Below are 20,100 nucleotides of genomic sequence, written 5' to 3'. Positions count from 1 at the left end.
GCGCGGCGGCAGGCCGAACTCTCGGCGCAGCTGCGCGCCTCGGCGGGAAAGCGCGTGCGGATCCTCACCTGCGATGCGGTGGCGGAGCGCGGCGGCGCCAGGGTGGCCGCGGCGAACGGCGTGCGCCTGCGCTGCGGGCCCGGCGCCGCGGCGAAAACCGGCCGCGTCGCGGACCTGGGCGGCCATCGCCGCGAGATGCCCGGCCACAGCACGACGATCATCTACCGGACCGCGGACGGGCGCACCGTTTCCGGCAAGGCCCACATCGTTCCGCGCCGTGTCTACCAGGCCGCGGACGCATCGCACCGGCGCGTCCGGGTGCCCGAGGGCTACAAGCCGGCCTGGCAGGACGACCGGCTGAACCCGCAGCGTGGAGAGCGGACGGCGGAAGGACGTGCGGCGATGCGCTTGGTCTGGACGGACACCGTGCCGCGGCGCCTCGTCGATCCCCGCACGGGCCGCGATGTCAGGGACCGGAATCCGGAGCTCTTCTACCCCTTCACCGACATGGAAACGCAGGAGGCGTACCTGTCGATGCGGGGCCGGGTTCTCGTGCTGAAGGCCGCCGACGGGCGGGTGAAGCTCGTGCCGCGACGCGATGCGGACGCCGCCGCCGGCACCGTCTCGAGCCGCTCCGCGGCCGCGGTTCGCCGCCCCGCGACGCAGGGCGGGGACGGGTTCGGCACGCTCGATCACCGCTACCTTCAGATCGGGCTCTTCGGCAGCCGCGACGAAGCCTACGCCGCCGGGCGGCAGCTTGCCGGGCTGGGGATGACCGTGCGGTTCGGCACGCTCGTGCGCGGAAGCGAGCGGACGCCGACCCTCGTCGCCGGCCCGTTCGCCGATGCCGCCGGCCTGTCGCGCGCCGCGCAAAGCGCCCGCGCCGCGGGCATGGACCACATCGTCCCGCGGCGCTGAGCGCGCCGTTCCTTGGTCAGTTGCCGCAGATTGCCTGCAGGCGCAGCCAGTCCGGGTCGCCGAGCACCGGGCGCGGCGTTATCCCCGCGTAAGGGTCCGCCTCGACGAGGCCGAGCACGCTTTCGCCCGTCACGTCGCGGGCGAAGGCGTAAGGCGTGCTGCTGATCCCGGCGGCCTGAAACGCCGCGAGCAGCGCCTCGTCGGGAACCGGCGCGGGCTCGGCGGACAGAAGCGTTTCGGTGTGCCGCTCGAGCAGCGGCTCCGGCAGCGTGCCGGTGGTCAGAAGCCGCAGGCTCGCTCCCATCCCGCCCTCGGACAGCAATCGGCGCAGCGGATCGCCCCGGGCCTCTCGCACCGCCTCGGCCAGCACGTAGCCGGCCGTGACATCCGGCTGGTCGGGCCCCTCGACCAGGGCCCGCCCGAGCAGGATCCTTCCGCCGGGCAGGTGCGCCGTGACCGCGGGCGCGTCGCTCAGCACGACGAGATCGCGGCGGCGCGTCTCGCCCAGCACACGGGCGGCCAGCCGCTGCAACGCGGCGACACCCTCGGGATCGTTGCAGGGCGCGCCCGCGACCCGGCCGACATGGCCCAGAAGCGCCGCGCCGATCTCGGCGCGTTTGGCCTCTGGAACCACCGAAACCGTGTGCCNGGCGCGTTTGGCCTCTGGAACCACCGAAACCGTGTGCCCGAGCAGCGCGCCGGGAAGCCACACGGCCCCGAATGCGAGGATCGCGAGCGCGCTGCCGAGCCCGGCGGCAAGGCGAAGCCGGCCGCGCTGCGGGCGGCGTCGGTCGATCGAGCGCATGAGCCGCCCGATCGCGTCGATCATCACCGTTTCATCGGCGGGCAGCTCCAGCTCCTCGTCCGGATCGCCGTCGGGATGGAAGATCGCCGGGAACTCGCCCGGATTGGCCCGCGCCACCGCCGCGAGCGACCAGTGCGCGAGCGGCCGGTCGGACATGTCCGTGATGGTCAGCGTGGCATCGCCGAGCGAGACGATCACGTCACGGCGCTGCGACGCGGCATCCGCACGCCACACCCCCGAGGCCTCGAGCCTCTCGAAGTCCTCGAGCGCGGTCATGGGGGCTGCCCGGCCTCCTTCTGCGTGTTGGCGCAACGGTATCACGCTTCGCGCGCGAGGAGCAATCTGCCCCCCGGCCCCGCCATTGCACACCGTCCGGCGATGGGCCATGACGGTTTCATGACGCCCGGTCTTCTCGCGCTCTTCGTCCATGTCTTCACCGCCACCGGCGCGGTCTTCGCCATGCTCGCGATGCTGGCGGCGGCCGATGCCGACTGGCCCATGATGTTCCTGTGGCTCGTGGTGGCCTTCGCCGTGGACGGCGTGGACGGCCCGCTCGCCCGCCGCTACCACGTCAAGCGGAACGCACCGCGCTTCGACGGCGAACTGCTCGACCTGATCATCGACTACCTGACCTATGTCTTCATCCCGGCCTTCGCCCTTTTCAAGTCGGACCTGCTGCCGGGATGGACGGGCTGGGTGGCGATCATCCTCATCACCTTCGCCTCCGCGCTCTACTTCGCGGACACCCGGATGAAGACGGAAGACAAGTCCTTCTGCGGATTTCCCGGCGCCTGGAACATGGTCGCGCTGGTGCTTTTCGCGGTACGGCCGGATTTCTGGGCGATCCTCGGCCTCGTGAGCGTGCTTGCGGTGGCGATGTTCCTGCCGGTGAAATTCGTCCATCCGGTGCGCACCCGGCGCTGGCGCGCGGTGACCCTGCCGGTGGCGCTTGCATGGACCGGCTTCGCGGGCTGGGCGGCCTGGGTGCAGTTCGACCCCGAGACATGGGCGCACTGGGGCCTGATCGTCTGCTCGGTCTACCTGCTGGGGGCGGGAGCCGCGCAGCAGATCCTGCCGGCCCGCCGCTGACGGCGTCTGGACGCGGCGCGACGGAACGGGCATGCCCCACGGCATGCAGCCCGCCGCAAACCCCGCGCTCGCCGCGCTTCTGACCACAGCCGCCGCGGCCTTCGCGGCCGGCACGACGCTTCTGGCCAAGGCGCTGGGCGCGGGCGCGCTCGGCCCCGAGCTTCATCCGCTGCAGATCAGCCACGGGCGCTTCGTCTTCGCGCTGCTCGCCATCGGCCTCGCAGCGCTGGTGCTGCGCCCGCGCCTCATGCGACCGGACCTGTCCACCCACGCGGTGCGCTCGCTTTGCGGCTGGGGCGGCGTCACGCTCATGTTCGCGGCGGCGGCCCACATCCCGCTCGCCGACGCGACCGCGATCAGTTTCCTGAACCCGGTCTTCGGGATGCTCCTCGCCATCCCGCTGCTGGGCGAGCGGGTGGGCCGCATCCGCTGGGCCGCCGCGCTGATCGCGCTTGCCGGCGCGGCCATCCTCCTGCGGCCGGGGCCGGAAAGCTTTCGCCCGGCCGCCCTGCTCGCCCTCGGTGCGGCGCTCGCCATGGGGCTCGAGCTCATCTTCATCAAGCGCCTCGCCGGCCGGGAGCCGCCGCACCAGATCCTTCTCGTGAACAACGCGATCGGGCTTGCGATCTCCTCCGTCGCGGCGATCTGGATCTGGGTCGCGCCGTCGCCCGCGCAATGGGCGGCGCTCGCCGGGATCGGGGTGCTCATGGCCGGGGCCCAGGCCTGCTTCGTCAACGCGATGGCCCGCGCCGACGCGAGCTTCGTCGCGCCCTTCTTCTACGCCGCGCTGATCTTCGCCGCGCTTTACGACGCGGCCGTGTTCGGGGTGCGGCCGGACGCGGTGTCCGTGGCCGGGTCCGCGGTGATCGTCGCGGGCGCCGCGCTACTCGCCTGGCGCGAGGGCCGCCGCCGGGCGCCGCCGCCGCCGGTCATGCCTTCAGCCGGTATCCCGTCCGGAAGAGGACCCAGCACAGAAGACTGACCACGAGTGTCGCGCCGCCACAGATCACCAACCCGAGCGCGGGCGAGCTGTCGGACACGCCGATGATCCCGTAGCGCGCCCCGTCGATCAGGTAGAAGACCGGGTTCACATGCGTGATCTCCCACATGACGGGCGGCAGGGCCTCCACCGAGTAGAAGGTGCCCGACAGGAAGGCGAGCGGCGTGATGACGAAATTGGTGATCGCGGCCATCTGGTCGAACTTCTGGGCGAAGAGACCCGCAAGCAGCCCCAGCCCGCCCAGAAGGGCCGAGCCCAGCACCACGAAGCCGAGCGCCCAGACGGGATGCGCCACGCCGAGGCCCAGGAAAAGCAGGTATCCCGCACCGATCGAAAGCGCCACGAAAAGGCCGCGGGCCACCGCGCCGGCCAGGTAGCCGATCACCATCTCCCCCGCCGAGAGCGGCGGCATCAGCGTGTCCACGATATTGCCCTGCACCTTCGACACCACGAGCGAGGACGAGGAGTTCGCGAAGGCGTTCTGGATCACCATCATCATCAGGATGCCGGGCGCGATGAAGGTGGTGAAGGCCACGCCCATCACCTCGCCCCGGGTGGGGCCGATGGCGATGGAGAAGATCACCATGAAGAGACCCGCGGTGACCAGGGGCGCCATGAGCGTCTGCAACCAGACCGCAAGAAAGCGCTGGATCTCGCGCAGCGACAGCGTCCAGAGACCGAGCCAGTTGACCCTTCCGAACCGCCGCACCCCCATGCCGTGCGCACCCGTCCCGCTCATGCCGATCTCCCTTTGGCTTTGCCGCCCCCGCGGGCGAGTCGCGGCCTTGTAACCCGCTCGCGAAGGGTTAGAATAGAGGTCCGACCGGAAAGAGGCGGGCGGCGCGGCGACGCGACCGCCCCTTTCATTGCATTACTCCGAGGAAACCGCATGTCCTGGACCGAGGAACGCGTCGAGCTGCTGAAGAAGATGTGGAGCGAGGGCCAGTCCGCCTCCCAGATCGCCAAGGAACTTGGCGGCGTGACCCGCAACGCGGTGATCGGCAAGGTGCACCGGCTGGGCCTGTCGAACCGCGCCGGCGCCGCGACGGCGGCGGCGGCGGCCGCGGCGCCGCAGCCCGCCGCGGACGCAAAACCGGCCAAGGCGCCCAAGGCCGACACGCCCAAGGCCGACGCCAAGGCCAGGCCCGCCGCGCAGCCCGAGCCGAAACCGGTCGAGGCGGAGCCCGCCGCGCCGCCGCAGCCGGCGGAGCCCGCCGCGCCGCCGCAGGTCGCGCGCAAGGCGATCGTGCCCGCGGGCCAGCCGCTGCCGCCGCAACCCTCGGCCAACGAGATCAGCCCCGAGGCGCTCGCCCGCGTGTCCGAGATCGAGAAGAAGGCGCGCAAGCTCACGCTGATGGAATTGACGGAACGCACCTGCAAGTGGCCCGTGGGCGACCCCGCGACAGAGAATTTCTGGTTCTGCGGCCTTCCCGTCCAGCCCGGCAAACCCTATTGCGAGGCGCATGTCAGCGTGGCCTTCCAGCCGATGAGTTCGCGCCGCGACCGGCGGCGATAGCACCGGGGCCGGCTCTGGCCGGCCGCCCTCTCACGTCATTCTTTGAAGACCACTCCGCGTGTCACCGGGGCCGGAAGATGGCCTCGAGGGCGCGAAGCCGCGTGGCAAGGCGCTTGGAAGCGCTTTGCGCGGCGCCTTGTGCCGGCGGGCCGCGGCATCCTATATGCGCCCTCATGACAACGAACCCGCCCGATCTGCGCCCCGACCTCGCCCGCGCCTGCCTGACCGAGGCGCGGCGCGCCGACCAGCCGACCATCGGCATGGTCTCGCTCGGCTGTCCCAAGGCGCTGGTGGACAGCGAGCGCATCCTCACGCGGCTCAGGGCCGAGGGCTATGGCATCTCGCCGGAGTATGCCGGGGCGGACGCGGTCATCGTGAACACCTGCGGTTTTCTGGATAGCGCCAAGGCGGAGAGCCTCGACGCGATCGGCGAGGCGCTGAAGGAAAACGGCCGGGTGATCGTCACCGGCTGTCTCGGCGCCGAGCCCGATTACATCACAGGCACGCACCCCAAGGTTCTCGCCGTCACCGGGCCGCACCAGTACGAACAGGTGCTGGACGCCGTGCATGCCGCCGTGCCGCCCGCGCCGGACCCGTTCGTCGACCTGCTGCCGGCTTCGGGCGTGACGCTCACGCCCCGGCATTACAGCTATCTCAAGATCTCCGAGGGCTGTAACCACAAGTGCCGCTTCTGCATCATCCCCGACATGCGCGGAAAGCTCGCCTCGCGCCCGCACCGCGCCGTGATGCGCGAGGCCGAGAAGCTGGTCGAGGCGGGGGTGAAGGAGCTTCTCGTCATCAGCCAGGACACCTCCGCCTACCTGACGGACGCGGAGCGACTGGGAGAGGAGGCCCCGATCACGCGTCTTGCCCGCGATCTGGGATCTCTCGGCGCCTGGGTGCGGCTGCATTACGTCTATCCCTACCCGCATGTCCGCCAGCTGATCCCACTGATGGCGGAGGGGCTCGTGCTTCCCTATCTCGACATCCCGTTCCAGCACGCCCATCCCGAGACGCTCAGGCGCATGGCGCGCCCCGCGGCCGCCGCAAGGACGCTCGACGAGATCGCCGCCTGGCGGGAGGTCTGCCCGGATCTGGCGCTCCGCTCCACCTTCATCGTGGGCTATCCCGGCGAGACCGAGGAAGAATTCCAGACCCTGCTCGACTGGCTGGAGGAGGCGCGGCTCGACCGCGTGGGGTGCTTCAAGTACGAGAACGTCGCCGGCGCCCGATCGAACGCCCTGCCCGACCACGTTCCCGAAGAGGTCAAGGCCGACCGCTGGAACCGCTTCATGGAAAAGGCGCAGGCGATCTCCGAGGCGAAGCTCGCGGCGCGGGTCGGGCAGCGCATGGAGGTGATCGTGGACCTCGTCGAGGACGACGCCGCAACCTGCCGCACGAAGGCCGACGCGCCCGAGATCGACGGATGCCTCTTCATCGACGAGGGGCATGGGCGGCTTTCGCCCGGCGACATCGTCACCGTCGAGGTGGACGAGGCGGGCGAGTACGATCTTTGGGGCAGGATCGCCTGAGCCGCGACGCACCGACGCGCGCCCTTGCCGCCGCCGGATCGCGCGACATCTCCGGCTCATGACGAGCGACACCGATACCCGCGTGCTCTACAACGCCGAGTGCCCGGTCTGCTCCTTCGAGATCGGCCATTACCGCGACTACGCCGAGGCGCGCGACCTGCCGATCCGGTTCGACGACCTGAACGGCCCGGAGCGCGCCCAATGGGGGCTGTCGGAGGACGCCGCGGCGCGGCGGCTCTACGTCCTGAAGGACGGCACGCTGCATGGCGGGCTCGACGCGTTCCTCGTGCTCTGGCGGCAGATGCCCCGTTACCGCTGGCTCGCACGGGCGGTGGCGCTGCCGGGCGTGCGCCAGGCGGCCTCCGCGCTTTACGACTATGTGCTCGCCCCGCTCATCTACCGGTGGCATCTGCGCCGAAAGGCGCGCGCCCGCGCCTGAGGCGGCTTGCATCGCCGCCGCGCCTCGCCGAAGAACGCGGGCATGGCGAAGCTCCATTTCCATTACTCGACCATGAACGCCGGCAAGTCGACGCTGCTCTTGCAGGCGTCGCACAACTACCGCGAACGGGGCATGGACACCTATCTTCTGACGGCGGCCCTCGACACGCGCGCGGGCCGGCGACGCATAGGCTCGCGCATCGGCATCGGATCCGAGGCCGATACCTACGCGCCGGGCGAGGACCTCGAGGCGAAGATCGCGGCACGGCGCACCGCGGGCCCGCTCGCCTGCGTCTTCGTGGACGAGGCCCAGTTCCTGGAGCCGGACCAGGTCTGGCAACTCGCGCGCGTGGTGGACGATCTCGACCTGCCGGTCATGTGCTACGGGCTGCGCGTCGATTTCCGGGGCGAGCTTTTCCCGGGCTCCGCGGCGCTTCTGGCGCTGGCCGACGAGATGCGGGAGGTGCGCACGATCTGCCATTGCGGGCGAAAGGCCACCATGGTCGTGCGCCGGGGCGCGGATGGGGCGGCGCTGACCGAGGGCGCACAGGTTTGCATCGGCGGCAACGAGACCTACGTGTCGTTGTGCAGGCGCCATTGGCGGGAAGAGATGGGCGACCGCCGTCTCTGATCCCCGCGCCGGGAAATCCACACGAGCGAAAGGAGGCCCAATTGGACCGCCTGAGCATCTTTCTCACCCTCGCAAGCGGCCCCGTCGCCGCCGGCAGCCTCGTGATCGCGGTGCTGAGTCTGGGCTACTACAACTGGCTCGCGATCGGCATCGCGGCCGCGATCGGCTTCGCGCTGGCGTGGCCCACGGCCTACCTGATCTCCCGCAGGATCAAGCGCCGCGACCCGGACTGGAAGCCCGACGCCGAGCCCGGAGATTACGGCCCGCTGCCGCCCCGCGACGCGCCGGAGGTCTAGGGCGAAGAAAGGTTTTCGATCGAAAACCTTTTGCCGTGCACAAGCCCGAGAGACCCGCCGCGAAGGTTCGATCGAACCTTCGCGCTAAACGGGGTTGGGCACGTCCCGCCCGTCGAAGAACGCGACAAGGTTGTCCACCGCCATCAGCCCCATCGATTCCCGAACCTCGAGGGCGGCCGTGCCGAGATGCGGCAGCAGCGTGACGTTCTCCAGCGCGTTGAGCGCCGCGGGCACCTTGGGCTCGCGTTCGTAGACGTCGAGCCCGGCGCCGGCGATCTCGCCCGCCTGGAGCGCCGCGATCAACGCGTCCTCGTCCACGATGTCGCCCCGCGCGATGTTGACGAAATGCGCATGGCGCGGCATCGCCGCGAACACCTCGGCGCCGATCATGTGGCGGGTCTCTGCCCCGCCCGGCAGCGCGACGACCAGAACATCGACCGTTTCCGCCAGCGTCGTGAGCGTGTCGCAGCGGCGCGCCGGGAAGTCGAGGTCCCGCGCGGAGCGGTTGAAATAGGCGACCTCCATCCCGAAGCCATGATGGCAACGCCGCGCGATCGCCTGCCCGATCCGGCCCATGCCGACGATGCCCGCGCGTTTGCCGGTGACGTGGAGGCCCAGCATCTGCGTCGGATGCCAGCCCTCCCACATGCCCGCACGCACCATCCGCTCGCCTTCGGACGCGCGGCGACAACTCATCAGGATCAGCATCATGCCGATGTCGGCGGTGGCATCCGTGACCGCGCCGGGCGTATTGGTCACGGCAAGGCCGCGCGCCCGGGCCGCCTCGACGTCGATGTGGTTGTAGCCCACTCCGAAATTGGCGAGGATCCGGCAGCGCGGTTGCGTGAACTCTGCGAAGACCTCTTCGGAATACCGGTCGCCGAGCGTGGGCAGCACACCGTCGTATAGCACCAGGGACGACCGCATCTCGGCCACGCTCATGGGGGCCGTGTTCCGGCGCACCTCCACCTCGAAGCGGTCGGTCGCGGCCTCGATCACGCGGTCTGGAAGCGGGCGGGTGATCAGGATGCGGGTCATTGCAGGCGCTCTCCGTTGGGAACCGGCCGATCCGGCGAGACGAGGACGATGGCGCCATCGGCGTCCGCGAAACCCAGCACCAGCACCTCCGAGAGGAACCGGCCGATCTGCCGCGGCGGGAAATTCACCACGGCCGCGACCTGCCGCCCGGGCAGGGTATCGGGATCGTAATGCACTGTGATCTGCGCCGAGCTTTTCCGTTCCCCGATCTCCGGCCCGAAATCGATCCAGAGCTTCACGGCCGGCTTCCGCGCTTCGGGGAAGGGGGCCGCGCGGGTCACGGTGCCCACGCGGATATCGACGGCAAGGAAGTCGTCCATGCCGATCTCAGCCATCGCGCAGTTCCCGCGAGCGGCGCGCCGCCGCCGAAACGCTGCGGCGCAAGAGCGGACGCAGGCCCGCCGCCTCGTCCATCAGGACCGAAAGCCCCGCCTCGGTCGTGCCGCCCGGGCTCGTGACGTTGCGGCGCAGCTGGTCCGGCGCCTCCTCGGCAGCCTCGGCGAGCGCGCCGGCCCCGGCGACCGTGCCCTTGGCAAGCTCCATCGCGAGCGCGGGCGGCAGGCCCTCGGCCTCCCCCGCGGCGGCGAGCGCCTCGATCATGTGGAAGACGTAGGCGGGACCCGACCCGGAGACGGCGGTCACCGCGTCCATCTGGTCTTCGCTGTCCAGCCGGACGACCTTGCCCACCGCCGAGAGAAGCACCTCCGCCCGGTCGAGCGCCGCCCGGCCCGCCACGGCATTGCCGACGATGGCGGTGACGCCCCGGCCCACGGCCGCGGGCGTGTTCGGCATGGCGCGCACGACCGGCGTTCCCGGGCCGAGCGCATCCTCGAAGAAACGGATCGGCGTGCCGGCCGCGACCGACACGAAAAGCGTCTCGCCCCCCGCGTAGCCCTCGAGCACGGGCAGCGCGTCGCGCATCATCTGGGGTTTCACGGCGACGAGCGCGACCGCGGGCGGCGCCGCCGGCATCTCGTTCAGGTGCACGCCCTGCCGCGTCAGCCAGTCGGACGGGTTCGGGTCCGTGACCCAGACCGCCTCCGGCGGCAGCCCGCGGGACAGCCACCCCGCGAGCATCGCGGACCCCATCTTGCCGCAGCCCAGAAGGACGAGGCCGCGCCGCGCGATGTCGTCGAAGTCCATGGGCCCTCCGCCAGTTCCCGCCGCCAGGCCCCGGTTCTACGCGCGGCCGTAGGCCTCGGCAATGGCGACCTGCAGCGCCTGCGGCGGGGTCTTGTCACCCCAAAGCACGAGCTGGAAGGCCGGGTAGTAGCGCTCGGCCGACAGTACCGCGGCGGTGATCATGGTGTCGATCTGCTCGGGGCTCGCCACCTGCTCGCCGGCGAGAACGAGGCCGTAGCGGTAGACCATGAGCTTCTGCGCCTGCCACCATGTGAAGGCCCCGGCCCAGCAGCGATCGTTGACGAGGTTGAGCGTCTCGTGAAGCGCCGGCAGGCGCTCCGCAGGGGGCTCCATCTCGAAGGTGCAGATCATCCGCAGCGTCTCGTCATAGGCCGACCAGGCCAGCGTGATGGAGTAGGTGCGCCACTGCCCCTCGACCGCCATGGCGATCTGGTCTTCCGCGATGCGGTCGAAATCCCAGTCGTGGTGCTCGGCCAGGTGCTCGACGATGTCGATGGGGTGAATGTCTTCTTCCAGGAACTGCTCGGACACGGACATGGGGCCACCTCTCTGCCTGTGCGCCGGGGCAAGCCCGCCCCAAGCGCTTGGTGCCTGCTCAAGGAAAAGCGGTTCATGGCCGCTTACCTCACCAAATATGGTGCTGCGTGCATGATGGGCTGTAAAGCGATATTTTCGTGAACACCCCAAGAAGTTGGGGGGCAAGGGATCGCCTACCGCAATAAAGGGCGGTGCGCCGCACGCGCCGACGATCTGGAAGTTGCCCGCGGCGGCGCCCGCACGGGGGTGCAATCAGGGCGTGGCCCGCCGGGGCGGCCCGCGTCTTGCGCGGCGCCGGTTCACGCGGGCGACGGGGCGCCGGACGAGGCCACCGCCCGCTTCTCGCGCGGCTCGCCGAGGATCAGCATGGCCGGCGTCAGCACCAGCGTCAGCACCGTGGCCACCGTCAGGCCCCCCGCCACCGCCGCGCTCAACTCCGTCCACCACTGGGTGGAGGGCGCGCCGTAGACGATCTCGCGGCCGAAGAAATCGATCTTGAGCCCGATCACCATCGGCATCAGGCCGAGCGCGGTGGTCACCGAGGTCAGCACGACGGGGCGGAGACGTTGCGCGCCCGCGCGCAGCGCCGCCTCGAGCGGGCTCTGCCCCGCCCGTTTCAGGTCGTTGTAGGTGTCGATGAGGACAATGTTGTTGTTCACGACGATGCCGGCCAGCGCGATGACCCCGATGCCGCCCATCACCACGCCGAAGGGCCGTCCGGTGACGACGAGCCCCAGAAGCACACCGGCCACCGAGAAGACGATCGCCGACATCACCACGAAGGCCTGGTAGAAGCTGTTGAACTGCGTCACCAGCACCGTGAACATCAGCGCGATGGCGACCGCGAAGGCGATGCTGAGGAATTGCATGGCGTCCTGCTGCTCCTCGGCCTCGCCGCCGAAGGACCAGGTGACCGAGGGCGGCAGATCCGCGCCCTCAAGCGCCGAGCGCAGCGCGGTGATCTGGTCGTTGACCAGTAGTCCCGGCGCCACGTCCGCCTCGACGGTGACGACGCGGTTTCGGTCCACGCGCTTGATCGTGCCGGTGCGCGGGACCGGATCGAAGCTCACGAAATTGCCGATGGGCACGAGCCCGGACGAGGTCGGCACGCGCAGGCCGCGCAACTCCTCGAGGCTGCGGGCCGAGGCGGGAAACCGCACGCGGATGTCCACTGATCCGTCGGCGTAGTCGGGGCGGTAGTCGGCCACGGTGATGCCGCGCGTCAGAAGCTGCACGGCCTGTCCGAGCAGCGTCACGTCCGCGCCGAAACGCGCGGCCTCGCTGCGGTCCACGCGCAGCGCCCATTCGACACCCGGCAGCGGGCGCGAGTCGGAGATGTCGGTGAAGCCGCCGATCCGCGCCATCTCGGCCAGCACCGTCTCGACGGCCCGCGCCTGCGTCTCGGGATCGGCCACGCGCAGCTCCAGCTGCACCGGCTTGCCCTGGCTCGGGCCCTGCTCCTGCGTCTGGACCTGCACGGCGATGCCGGGGATCTCGGCCATCTCGGCGCGGATGTCGGTGCCGATCTCCGCCGCGGGGCGGCGGGTGTCCCACTCGGCAAGCTCGAGCTGAATCGTGCCGATCACCTCCTCGTCGTCGCGCTGCCCGCCGCCGGTGCGGGCATAGACCGAGGCGATCTCGTCGCGGGACACGAGCCGCCGCTCCGCTTCGCGCACCAGCGCGTCCTGCTCGTGGATCGAGAAATTGTCGCGGGCGCGCACGGTGACCTGCATGAAATCCGGCTCGGGCGAGGGAAAGAAGCTGATGCCCCGTCCGAACTCGCCGTAGAGCGCGAAGGCGCCCAGCAGCACCGCGAGCGCGAAGCCCAGCGTCGTGCCCGGCCGCAGCACCGCCCGCTCCACGAAGCGGGCATAGCGCCCCGTCCAGCCGCCCGCGCGGCGCGGGTCGCCGCGTTCGGCCGCCTCCAGCGCGGCCTTCTCGGAGGCGGTCTGCGGCTGCACCCGCCCGATCAGCCCGCCGAGGACCGGGATGAAGATCAGCGCCATCGCGAGCGATGCCGTGAGCGTCAGGATCACGGTGATCGGCAGGTATTTCATGAATTCGCCCACCGTGCCCGTCCAGAACAGGAGCGGGAAGAACACGCTGAGCGTGGTGATCGCCGAGGCGATCACGGGCCAGGCCATGCGCTTGGCGGCGAAGGCGTAGGCCTCGGGCGGGGCAAGCCCTTCCTGAAGCTTCCGGTCCGCGAGTTCGGTGGTCACGATGGCGCCGTCCACCAGCATCCCCACGACGAGAATCAGCGAGAACAGGACCACGATGTTCATCGTGTAGCCCATCGCCCAGAGCACGCCGACGCCGGTGAGGAACGCGCCCGGTATCGCCAGCCCCACCAGAAGCGCCGACCGCAGCCCCAGCGCCCACACCACCACCACCATGACAAGGATCACGGCCGTGATGACGTTGGCCTGCAGGTCGCCCAGCACCTCGCGCACCTGCTCGGACTGGTCCTGCCGGTAATCCACGCGCAGCGAGTCGGGCCAACCCGCGCGGGCCTCCGCCACGGCGGTCTTCACGTCCTCCACCGTCTCGATGATGTTGGCGCCCACGCGCTTCTTCACCTCGAGCGCAAGGGCCGGCTGCCCGTCGATCCGCGCGAAGCTCGTCGGATCCTCGAAGCTGCGGCGGATCGTGGCCACGTCGGCGAAGGTCACGACGGTGTCGCCGCGCACCTTCACGGGCAGGTCCATCACGTCCTGGACGTTCTCCACGAGGCCCGGCACCTTGAGCACGATGCGCCCCGCCCCGGTCTCGATCGCGCCCGCGGCGACCAGGCGGTTGTTGCGCTGGATCTGGCCGATGAGCTCGTCGAAGGAAATGTTGTAGGTCTCGAAGACGGTCGGATCGATCTCGACCTCGAGAAGCTCGTCGCGCGCGCCGCCCACATCCACCTCGAGCACGCCCGGCAGCGCCTCGATGCGGTCCTGCAGGCGCTCCGCCAGCTCGTTGAGGGTACGTTCGGGAACCGGCCCCGAGAGGATCACCGTCAGGATCGGGAAGAGCGCCGTGTTGACCTCGTTGACCGAGGGCTCCGTGGCGTCGGAGGGCAGGTCGGCCTTGGCGCGGTCCACCGCCTCGCGGACCTCGTCGAGCGCCTCGCCGCTGTCGAAGCCCGGGTCGAACTCCATCGTGACCGAGGCATAGCCCTCGCCCGCGCTGGCCTGCATCTCCTTCACCCCGTCGATGGAGGCGAGTTCCGTCTCGAGCGGGCGGACGAGCAGGCGTTCGGAATCCTGCGGCGCGATCCCCTCCAGCGTGGTGACGACGTAGACCACCGGGATCGGCACCTCCGGTGCGCTTTCCTTGGGGATCTGGACATAGGCGACCGTTCCGAAGGCCAGCAGGAACACGAGCGTCATGACCACGACCCGCGTGCGGGCGAAGGCGGCGTCGATCACGCTCATTCCGTGTCGTCCCCGGCCATGGCGGGGCGCACGTCCTCGGGCGCGCGGGAGACCGCGGCCTCGGATTCGGGCCGTGGCGCGACCTTTTCGCCCGCGTTCACGAAGCCCTGCCCCACGGTGATGATCCGCGCCTCGGCGGGCAGTCCCGAGACCCAGACACCGTCCGTCTCGGCGCGGACGATCTCGACCGGATGGAAGGCGACGCGATCGTCCTCCTCGACGACCTTGACCCCGAGCCGGCCATCGGGATCGAGCGACAGGATCGCAGGGGACAGGAAATGCGCCTCCACCTCGCCCGTGGGAACGCGGACGCGCGCGCTCAGCCCCGCGGGGATCGCGCCATCGGCGTTTTCCACCTCGATCTCGGCTGCGAAGGTGCGGGTCTCGGCGTCGGCCGCCGCGGCGACGAAGCTGACCGTGCCGGGCCGCGTCTCGCCCGTGATGAACCGGACCTCGGCCGCCTGGTCCGTCTGCACGCCCGCGAGGATCTGCTGGGGCACGCGAACGGTGACGGTGAGCGGGTCCAGATCGACGACGCGCGCCACCGCCCCGCCGGCCTGCACGAATTCCCCGCTCTCGACCGTCAGCGCCTCGAGCCGCCCGTCGAAGGGCGCGCGGATCGCCGTGTCGCGCAGCGCCTCCCGCGCGGAGGCGAGTTGCGCCTCGGCGGCGGCGAGCGCGGCGCGGGTTTCCGCGACCCGGTCCACGGTCGCGACGCCACGCTCCAGTAGCGTCTCGGCATTCTCGTAGTCCCGCCGCGCGCGGGCGAGTTCCTCTTCCGCGCGGGCCAGATCGGCTTCGCGCTGCGCGGGGGCGATGCGCGCGATCACGTCGCCGGCGCGAACGTCCGCGCCCTTGCGCACCGGCACCTCCGCCACGCTGCCGGAGGTTTCGGCACGCACCTGCGTATCGCGCTCGGGCACGCCCTCGCCTTCGGCCACGAAGACCGTGGTCACGGACTCCGCGCGTGACGCGCGCACCGCCACGCTGACCGCCTCGGGCGCGGCGTCGCGCCCGGGCGCGGCCGCCTCGTCGCCGCTGGAACCGGGCAGCAGGTAGCCGCTGCCCATCCACGCCACGAGCGCGACGACCAGGAGCGCCGCCAGCCATTTCGAGCGGCGAGAGCCCGGATCGTCGTCGAAACGAAGCCGTTCGGCCCCGCCGCCGCTGTTGTCGTCGCTGGCAGTCATGTCGGTCCCGGGTTGATGCGAGTCGCCTCGCGTTTACCACCGGCCACCCGGGCCGGTCACGCGTAACCGCGCGACAACGTCACTCCGCCTCGTCGGCCGGTACCGCGTTGAGCAGGCCGTAACGCTCTTCTCCGAGCTTCTCAAAGAGGTCGAGCTGCGTTTCGAGGAAGTCGATGTGCCCCTCCTCGTCCGCGATGAGGGTCTCGAAGAGGTCCTTCGTCACGTAGTCGCCGACGCTTTCGCAGTGCTCCCGCGCCTCGATGTAGAGCGTCCGCGCCTCGTGTTCGGCCGCAAGATCGCATTCGAGCGTGTCGCGAAGGGTCTGGCCGATGCGAAGCGGGTCGAGCTTCTGAAGGTTCGGGTGCCCCTCAAGGAAGATGATGCGCTCGATCAGGCGATCGGCGTGATGCATCTCCTCGATGCTTTCCTCGCGGGATTTCCTGGCGATCCGCCCGAATCCCCAATCATCCTGAAGCCGGTAATGCAGCCAGTACTGGCTGACCGCGGTCAACTCGCTGCGCAGCGCCTTGTTAAGATACTCGATGACCTTCTCGTCGCCCTTCACGCCTGTCTCCTTCCGTGGGTTGCGATCGCAGATTGCTAAGCTCGGCCGGAACTTTCAAGCTTTCGCATCGCCGCATCGCGTCCACGAAAAGTGGCAGGCATCCGCCGCAATCGGCCTTCTTGCCGAGCGCCCGGTAAACCTTGCCGGGCGTGATGAGCGTTTCGGGATCTGAGGCGCGCATCCAGTCCACCGCCTTGCGGATCTCGTCCTCGCTGATGGCCATGCAATGGCAGACGATCATGTACGCTCCTCCTGCGCCGTGGCCGGGCCTACTCCTCGGACGACCTTTGGCGCGCCTGCCCGGCCGCGCCTTGATCTCGCGCAAGGTGCGGGATCCGCGCCCCGTGGGGCGCCCGGGCGACTCAACCGACCGATCTGCCGACTGACCTCGTTCCCTTATAGCTGACGAAAACAGTTGGGCTTGTCAAGCGCCGCTCGTCCCCCCGGCGCGTTCGTGGCATAGACGGCCAAAGACGAGGGAAAGGCGCATGGACGGGCTGGCCATCTTCACCGATCTCGACGGCACGCTTCTAGACCACGAAAGCTATGATGCCGGCCCCGCGCGGCCCTTGCTCTGGCGGCTTTCGCGGGCCGGCATCCCGGTGGTGATCGCCAGTTCGAAGACGGCCGCCGAGATCGCGCCGCTTCGCCGGGCGCTGGGGCTCGCGGCCTCGCCCGCGATTTTCGAGAACGGCGCCGGGGTGCTGGGCCCCGGAGCGGAGCCGCCCGAGGATACCACCGCCCGCGATCGCCTCCTTGCCGCGCTCGCCAGCCTGCCACCGGACCTGCACGCGGGCTTCCGGGGCTTTGCCGAGATGAGCGTGGCCGAGGTCGCGGCCTGCACGGGCCTGCCCTCTGATGCGGCCGCCCGCGCCCGCGCCCGCACCCACACCGAGCCGGGGCTCTGGACGGGGCCGGAGCCGCAGCGCCGCACCTTCATCGACGCCCTTGCCGCGCGGGGCGTCGCGGCGCAGGAGGGCGGGCGCTTTCTCACGCTGTCGGCGGGCGGCACGAAGGCCGGCCGGATGGCCGGGATCGCCGCGCGTCTCGGGGCCCGCGTCACCGTGGCCCTCGGCGATGCGCCGAACGACGTCGAGATGCTGGAGACCGCCGATCACGGCATCGTCGTCGCGAACCCGCATCATGCCCCGCTGCCGGAGCTGGCCGGAGAGCGGCAGGGGCGCATCACCCGGACGGCGAAGCCGGGACCGGACGGTTGGGCCGAGGGGCTGGAGGCGCTACTCTCGCGTCTCGGGTATCGGATCTGAGGCGGAGGGAGAGATGGCGGATTTCCACCAGAACGGACAGGTCGCCACCCTGCACGACCTGCGGTCCGTGAACCCGGACACGCTGTCCCATGCCGTCGCCACCTTCGCGCGCGACCGCCCCGTGACGCTGGTTCTGCCCTCGCTCTATTCCGAGATCGAGGGCCCGGCGCTTTCCGGCATCCTCGACGAGCTGGCCCAGGTTCCCTACCTGCACCGCATCGTCATCGGGCTCGACCAGGCCGACGCCGCGCAATACGCCCACGCCATCGAGTTCTTCGCACGTCTGCCGCAGGATCACGTCGTGATCTGGAACGACAGCCCGCGGCAGCGCGCGCTGGGCGAAAGGCTGAAGGCGCACGGCCTCTACCCCTCCGAGCCCGGCAAGGGAAAGAATGTCTGGACCTGCCTCGGCTACGTGCTGGCGCGGCGCGACACGGCGGTGATGGCGATCCACGACTGCGACATCACCACCTACTCGCGCCACATGCTGACGCGGCTCGTCTATCCGCTGGTCAACCCGAACTTTCCCTACCAGCTTTCCAAGGGGTTCTATCCCCGGATCGGCGAGGGGCGGATCAACGGACGGGTGACGCGGCTGCTGGTCAGCCCCCTTCTCGTGGCGCTGCGCAAGGTGATCGGCGACCGCGACTACATCGATTACCTGCGCTCCTTCCGCTACCCGCTCTCGGGCGAGTTCGCCATGCGCAGCGTGATGCTGCCGGATCTGCGCATTCCCTCGGACTGGGGGCTGGAGATCGGCGTGCTGTCCGAGGCGTGGCGCAACCTCGCCCCCAAGGCTGTCTGCCAGGTCGAGATCGCCGACGCCTACGACCACAAGCACCAGGACCTGTCGCCGGACGACGCGGCCACCGGGCTCAACCGGATGTCCACCGACATCTGCAAGGCGATCGTCCGCAAGCTCGCCGCGGACGGGACGGTGTTCACCCAGAACACCTTCCGCACGCTCAAGGCCGTCTATTACCGCGCCGCGCTCGACATGCTGGAGAGCTACTACAACGATGCCGCGATGAACGGGCTCTCGATCGACCGCCACAAGGAAGAGCAGTCCATCGAGCTTTTCGCCGAGAACATCATGCGCGCAGGCCAGGTCTTTCTCGAGAACCCGTTCGAAACGCCGTTCATCCCGACCTGGTCGCGCGTGAACTCGGCCGACCCGGAGCTCCTTTCCGACATGCTGCGGGCGGTCGAGGAAGATCTGGCCGACATCGCATGAGACCGCCGCGAAACGTCGCGACAAGGCGGGCGGTCGCGTGGCGTTGACAGTGATCAATGAACCGCCGCGCATCCGCGTCAATCTGGACAGGCCGCCCGGGGTCAGGCCCGGCGGCGCGCGCGAGCAGGGGGGATAGGGGTATGAAGGATCTGGTGCTTCTGGCGATCGCCGCCTGCCTCGCAGCAGCCCCAGCGCAGGCGCAGGATACGTCATCAGGCGAGACCGAATTGGGACGCAAGGAGTACGTGGTGGCCTGCGCCGGCTGCCACGGCGCAACGGGCAAGGGCGACGGTCCGATCGCGCAGCTCATCGACATCACGACGCCCGATCTGACCCGGCTTGCCGCACAGGCCGGGGGGCGCTTCCCGTTCCGAGAGACGCTTCTGACCATCGACGGTCGGAACGACCTCAGGGCCCATGGCAGCGAGATGCCCGTCTGGGGCGACCGCTACATGAGTGCCTCCGAAAGCGTGGCGATGGCGCAGTTCCCCGGCATGAGCGCCGAGGTCGCGCAGGCGATCACCCGCGGCCGGCTTCTGTCGCTGGTCTACTACCTGGACTCGATCCAGCAGGAGTGATCGGCCCCGATCGCGCCCGGGCTTCCGACACGGTCCCCGACGTTTCTTGCGGTTATGCGCGGCGTCGACTTTCGGCTCGCCGACCACTGAGCGGCGCCTTCCTGGCCGTCGCCGACCGGGGTGCCCGGCGCGACCGCGCCCGGAACAACGCCCCGGCGGCCACCGCCCTTCGCACAATGCGCCCGCGTCCCGAAAGCGCACCGGTGGCGCCGGCGACGAGCCCGGTCCGGAGGCGTCTCGGATATTGACAGCGCCGCCGCGCCACGATTACTGACTAAAATTGTCAGTTATAGGGCACAGCCAGATGCACGCGGTCGATTCGCTCCCACACAAGGAACCGGCAGGGTCGCACGGAGCCCGAACGGCCCGCGGGCCGGGCTCTTCCCCGGGCGAGAAACTGCGAACGAAAAGAGCGTGCCTCGACGGTGAACGGCCCCTCGCTGGCGACAGGACCCCGCAACCGGGCCGGCGGCCGTGCCGGCCCGTCCACATGAAGGAAAGGACCAGACCATGACCCGTTTTGGAGGTTTCGCCGCCGCCGCTCTGGCGCTCGCTGCCGCGCCCGCCCTCGCCTCGGACGAGATCGATCACTACGCCGCCGAATCCTCGGAGACGATCGAGGAGGCGGTCACCAACTTCGTCGAATATAACGAGAAGGTACGGGCGTTGCTCGACCGCGACGACCTTTCCGAGGCCGACATGGAGGAGATCCACCAGTACACCTACACGATCGAGGCGGCGCTGGCGAAGATGAACGAGGACTTCTCGGCGCTGGCCGTCACGCTCGAGGACCTCCACCTCGCCTCGGAAGACTACGACGAGGCCGAGGTGCGCAGCATCTCTGAGGTGTATTTCGAGACCGCGGGCGCGCTCGCGCGGTGACCGCCGCGCGCCCGGGCC

At 70.0% G+C, this 20,100-nt stretch carries 22 protein-coding genes; 12 read left to right on the top strand and 10 right to left on the bottom strand.

Annotated elements, in window-relative coordinates:
* The coding region (locus tag AB6A66_RS15680) for an SPOR domain-containing protein (RefSeq protein WP_371056626.1) at positions 1 to 918 on the top strand (918 nt) is incomplete at its 5' end.
* Between the two features lie 16 nt (positions 919 to 934).
* Here the strand turns inward: AB6A66_RS15680 and AB6A66_RS15675 are convergent.
* The gene (locus AB6A66_RS15675; protein WP_371056625.1) at positions 935 to 1,999 is read right to left on the bottom strand and encodes a hypothetical protein; all 1,065 of its coding nucleotides are present in this window, start codon (positions 1,997 to 1,999) and stop codon (positions 935 to 937) included.
* 120 nt (positions 2,000 to 2,119) lie between these two features.
* On the opposite strand from AB6A66_RS15675, the gene AB6A66_RS15670 reads away from it, so the two are divergent.
* Positions 2,120 to 2,812: a phosphatidylcholine/phosphatidylserine synthase gene (locus AB6A66_RS15670; RefSeq protein ID WP_371037088.1), complete on the top strand. Its 693-nt coding sequence runs from the start codon at positions 2,120 to 2,122 to the stop codon at positions 2,810 to 2,812.
* Between the two features lie 31 nt (positions 2,813 to 2,843).
* A complete protein-coding gene (locus AB6A66_RS15665) occupies positions 2,844 to 3,794 on the top strand; it encodes a DMT family transporter (protein WP_371037089.1) in 951 nt (316 codons plus the stop codon).
* Here the strand turns inward: AB6A66_RS15665 and AB6A66_RS15660 are convergent.
* A complete protein-coding gene (locus AB6A66_RS15660) occupies positions 3,742 to 4,551 on the bottom strand; it encodes an ABC transporter permease (RefSeq protein WP_371037090.1) in 810 nt (269 codons plus the stop codon). The two genes, AB6A66_RS15665 and AB6A66_RS15660, sit on opposite strands and share 53 nt — an antisense overlap.
* A 150-nt stretch (positions 4,552 to 4,701) precedes the next feature.
* Here AB6A66_RS15660 and AB6A66_RS15655 point away from each other — a divergent pair, with 150 nt between their 5' ends.
* From AB6A66_RS15655 to AB6A66_RS15635, 5 genes are all read left to right on the top strand, one after another.
* A complete protein-coding gene (locus tag AB6A66_RS15655) occupies positions 4,702 to 5,328 on the top strand; it encodes a GcrA family cell cycle regulator (RefSeq protein WP_371056624.1) in 627 nt (208 codons plus the stop codon).
* A 173-nt stretch (positions 5,329 to 5,501) separates the two neighbouring features.
* A complete protein-coding gene (gene rimO / locus AB6A66_RS15650; protein ID WP_371056623.1) occupies positions 5,502 to 6,860 on the top strand; it encodes a 30S ribosomal protein S12 methylthiotransferase RimO in 1,359 nt (452 codons plus the stop codon).
* Positions 6,861 to 6,918: 58 nt separating this feature from the next.
* On the top strand, positions 6,919 to 7,299 hold the full coding sequence (locus tag AB6A66_RS15645) for a thiol-disulfide oxidoreductase DCC family protein (protein ID WP_371056622.1): 381 nt from the start codon (positions 6,919 to 6,921) through the stop codon (positions 7,297 to 7,299).
* Positions 7,300 to 7,341: 42 nt separating this feature from the next.
* On the top strand, positions 7,342 to 7,929 hold the full coding sequence (locus AB6A66_RS15640) for a thymidine kinase (protein WP_371037094.1): 588 nt from the start codon (positions 7,342 to 7,344) through the stop codon (positions 7,927 to 7,929).
* Positions 7,930 to 7,970: 41 nt separating this feature from the next.
* Positions 7,971 to 8,225, top strand: coding sequence for a hypothetical protein (locus tag AB6A66_RS15635; RefSeq protein WP_371056621.1), 255 nt, complete (start codon positions 7,971 to 7,973; stop codon positions 8,223 to 8,225).
* 84 nt (positions 8,226 to 8,309) lie between these two features.
* Here AB6A66_RS15635 and AB6A66_RS15630 read toward each other — a convergent pair whose 3' ends face one another.
* The 8 genes from AB6A66_RS15630 to AB6A66_RS15595 form a co-directional block, all read right to left on the bottom strand.
* Positions 8,310 to 9,263 (bottom strand): 2-hydroxyacid dehydrogenase, encoded by a 954-nt coding sequence (locus AB6A66_RS15630; protein ID WP_371037096.1) that lies wholly within the window; start codon positions 9,261 to 9,263, stop codon positions 8,310 to 8,312.
* The gene (locus AB6A66_RS15625) at positions 9,260 to 9,598 is read right to left on the bottom strand and encodes a tRNA-binding protein (protein ID WP_371056620.1); all 339 of its coding nucleotides are present in this window, start codon (positions 9,596 to 9,598) and stop codon (positions 9,260 to 9,262) included. Before AB6A66_RS15625 ends, AB6A66_RS15630 begins: the two co-directional genes overlap by 4 nt.
* Positions 9,591 to 10,406: a pyrroline-5-carboxylate reductase gene (proC, locus tag AB6A66_RS15620; RefSeq protein WP_371056619.1), complete on the bottom strand. Its 816-nt coding sequence runs from the start codon at positions 10,404 to 10,406 to the stop codon at positions 9,591 to 9,593. The genes AB6A66_RS15625 and proC overlap by 8 nt, the downstream gene beginning before the upstream one ends.
* Positions 10,407 to 10,442: 36 nt before the next feature.
* Positions 10,443 to 10,943, bottom strand: coding sequence for a YbjN domain-containing protein (locus AB6A66_RS15615; RefSeq protein WP_371037099.1), 501 nt, complete (start codon positions 10,941 to 10,943; stop codon positions 10,443 to 10,445).
* A gap of 299 nt (positions 10,944 to 11,242) precedes the next feature.
* Positions 11,243 to 14,365: an efflux RND transporter permease subunit gene (locus AB6A66_RS15610; RefSeq protein WP_371056618.1), complete on the bottom strand. Its 3,123-nt coding sequence runs from the start codon at positions 14,363 to 14,365 to the stop codon at positions 11,243 to 11,245.
* Positions 14,362 to 15,555 (bottom strand): efflux RND transporter periplasmic adaptor subunit, encoded by a 1,194-nt coding sequence (locus AB6A66_RS15605; protein ID WP_371056617.1) that lies wholly within the window; start codon positions 15,553 to 15,555, stop codon positions 14,362 to 14,364. The genes AB6A66_RS15610 and AB6A66_RS15605 overlap by 4 nt, the downstream gene beginning before the upstream one ends.
* Before the next feature lie 79 nt (positions 15,556 to 15,634).
* Entirely contained in the window at positions 15,635 to 16,120 is a 486-nt protein-coding gene (bfr, locus tag AB6A66_RS15600; RefSeq protein WP_371037102.1) for a bacterioferritin, read from the bottom strand.
* Positions 16,086 to 16,361, bottom strand: a complete 276-nt coding sequence (locus AB6A66_RS15595; RefSeq protein ID WP_371037246.1) for a bacterioferritin-associated ferredoxin — start codon at positions 16,359 to 16,361, stop codon at positions 16,086 to 16,088. The genes bfr and AB6A66_RS15595 overlap by 35 nt, the downstream gene beginning before the upstream one ends.
* Before the next feature lie 247 nt (positions 16,362 to 16,608).
* Between AB6A66_RS15595 and AB6A66_RS15590 the strand changes: the two genes are divergently transcribed.
* The 4 genes from AB6A66_RS15590 (at position 16,609) to AB6A66_RS15575 (ending at position 20,082) form a co-directional block, all read left to right on the top strand.
* A complete protein-coding gene (locus tag AB6A66_RS15590) occupies positions 16,609 to 17,388 on the top strand; it encodes an HAD-IIB family hydrolase (RefSeq protein WP_371056616.1) in 780 nt (259 codons plus the stop codon).
* 13 nt (positions 17,389 to 17,401) lie between these two features.
* Positions 17,402 to 18,622, top strand: coding sequence for a glycosyl transferase (locus AB6A66_RS15585; RefSeq protein WP_371056615.1), 1,221 nt, complete (start codon positions 17,402 to 17,404; stop codon positions 18,620 to 18,622).
* Between the two features lie 140 nt (positions 18,623 to 18,762).
* Positions 18,763 to 19,200, top strand: coding sequence for a cytochrome c (locus AB6A66_RS15580; protein WP_371056614.1), 438 nt, complete (start codon positions 18,763 to 18,765; stop codon positions 19,198 to 19,200).
* 510 nt (positions 19,201 to 19,710) lie between these two features.
* Positions 19,711 to 20,082: a DUF6746 family protein gene (locus AB6A66_RS15575; RefSeq protein WP_371056613.1), complete on the top strand. Its 372-nt coding sequence runs from the start codon at positions 19,711 to 19,713 to the stop codon at positions 20,080 to 20,082.
* Positions 20,083 to 20,100: the final 18 nt, after the last annotated feature.

Origin of the sequence: Rhodosalinus sp. K401 (assembly GCF_041365735.1) — a bacterium.
Taxonomy (GTDB): domain Bacteria; phylum Pseudomonadota; class Alphaproteobacteria; order Rhodobacterales; family Rhodobacteraceae; genus Rhodosalinus.
The sequence above is the reverse complement of the archived record's forward strand: the minus strand, read 5'-3'. Positions and strand labels throughout refer to the sequence as shown.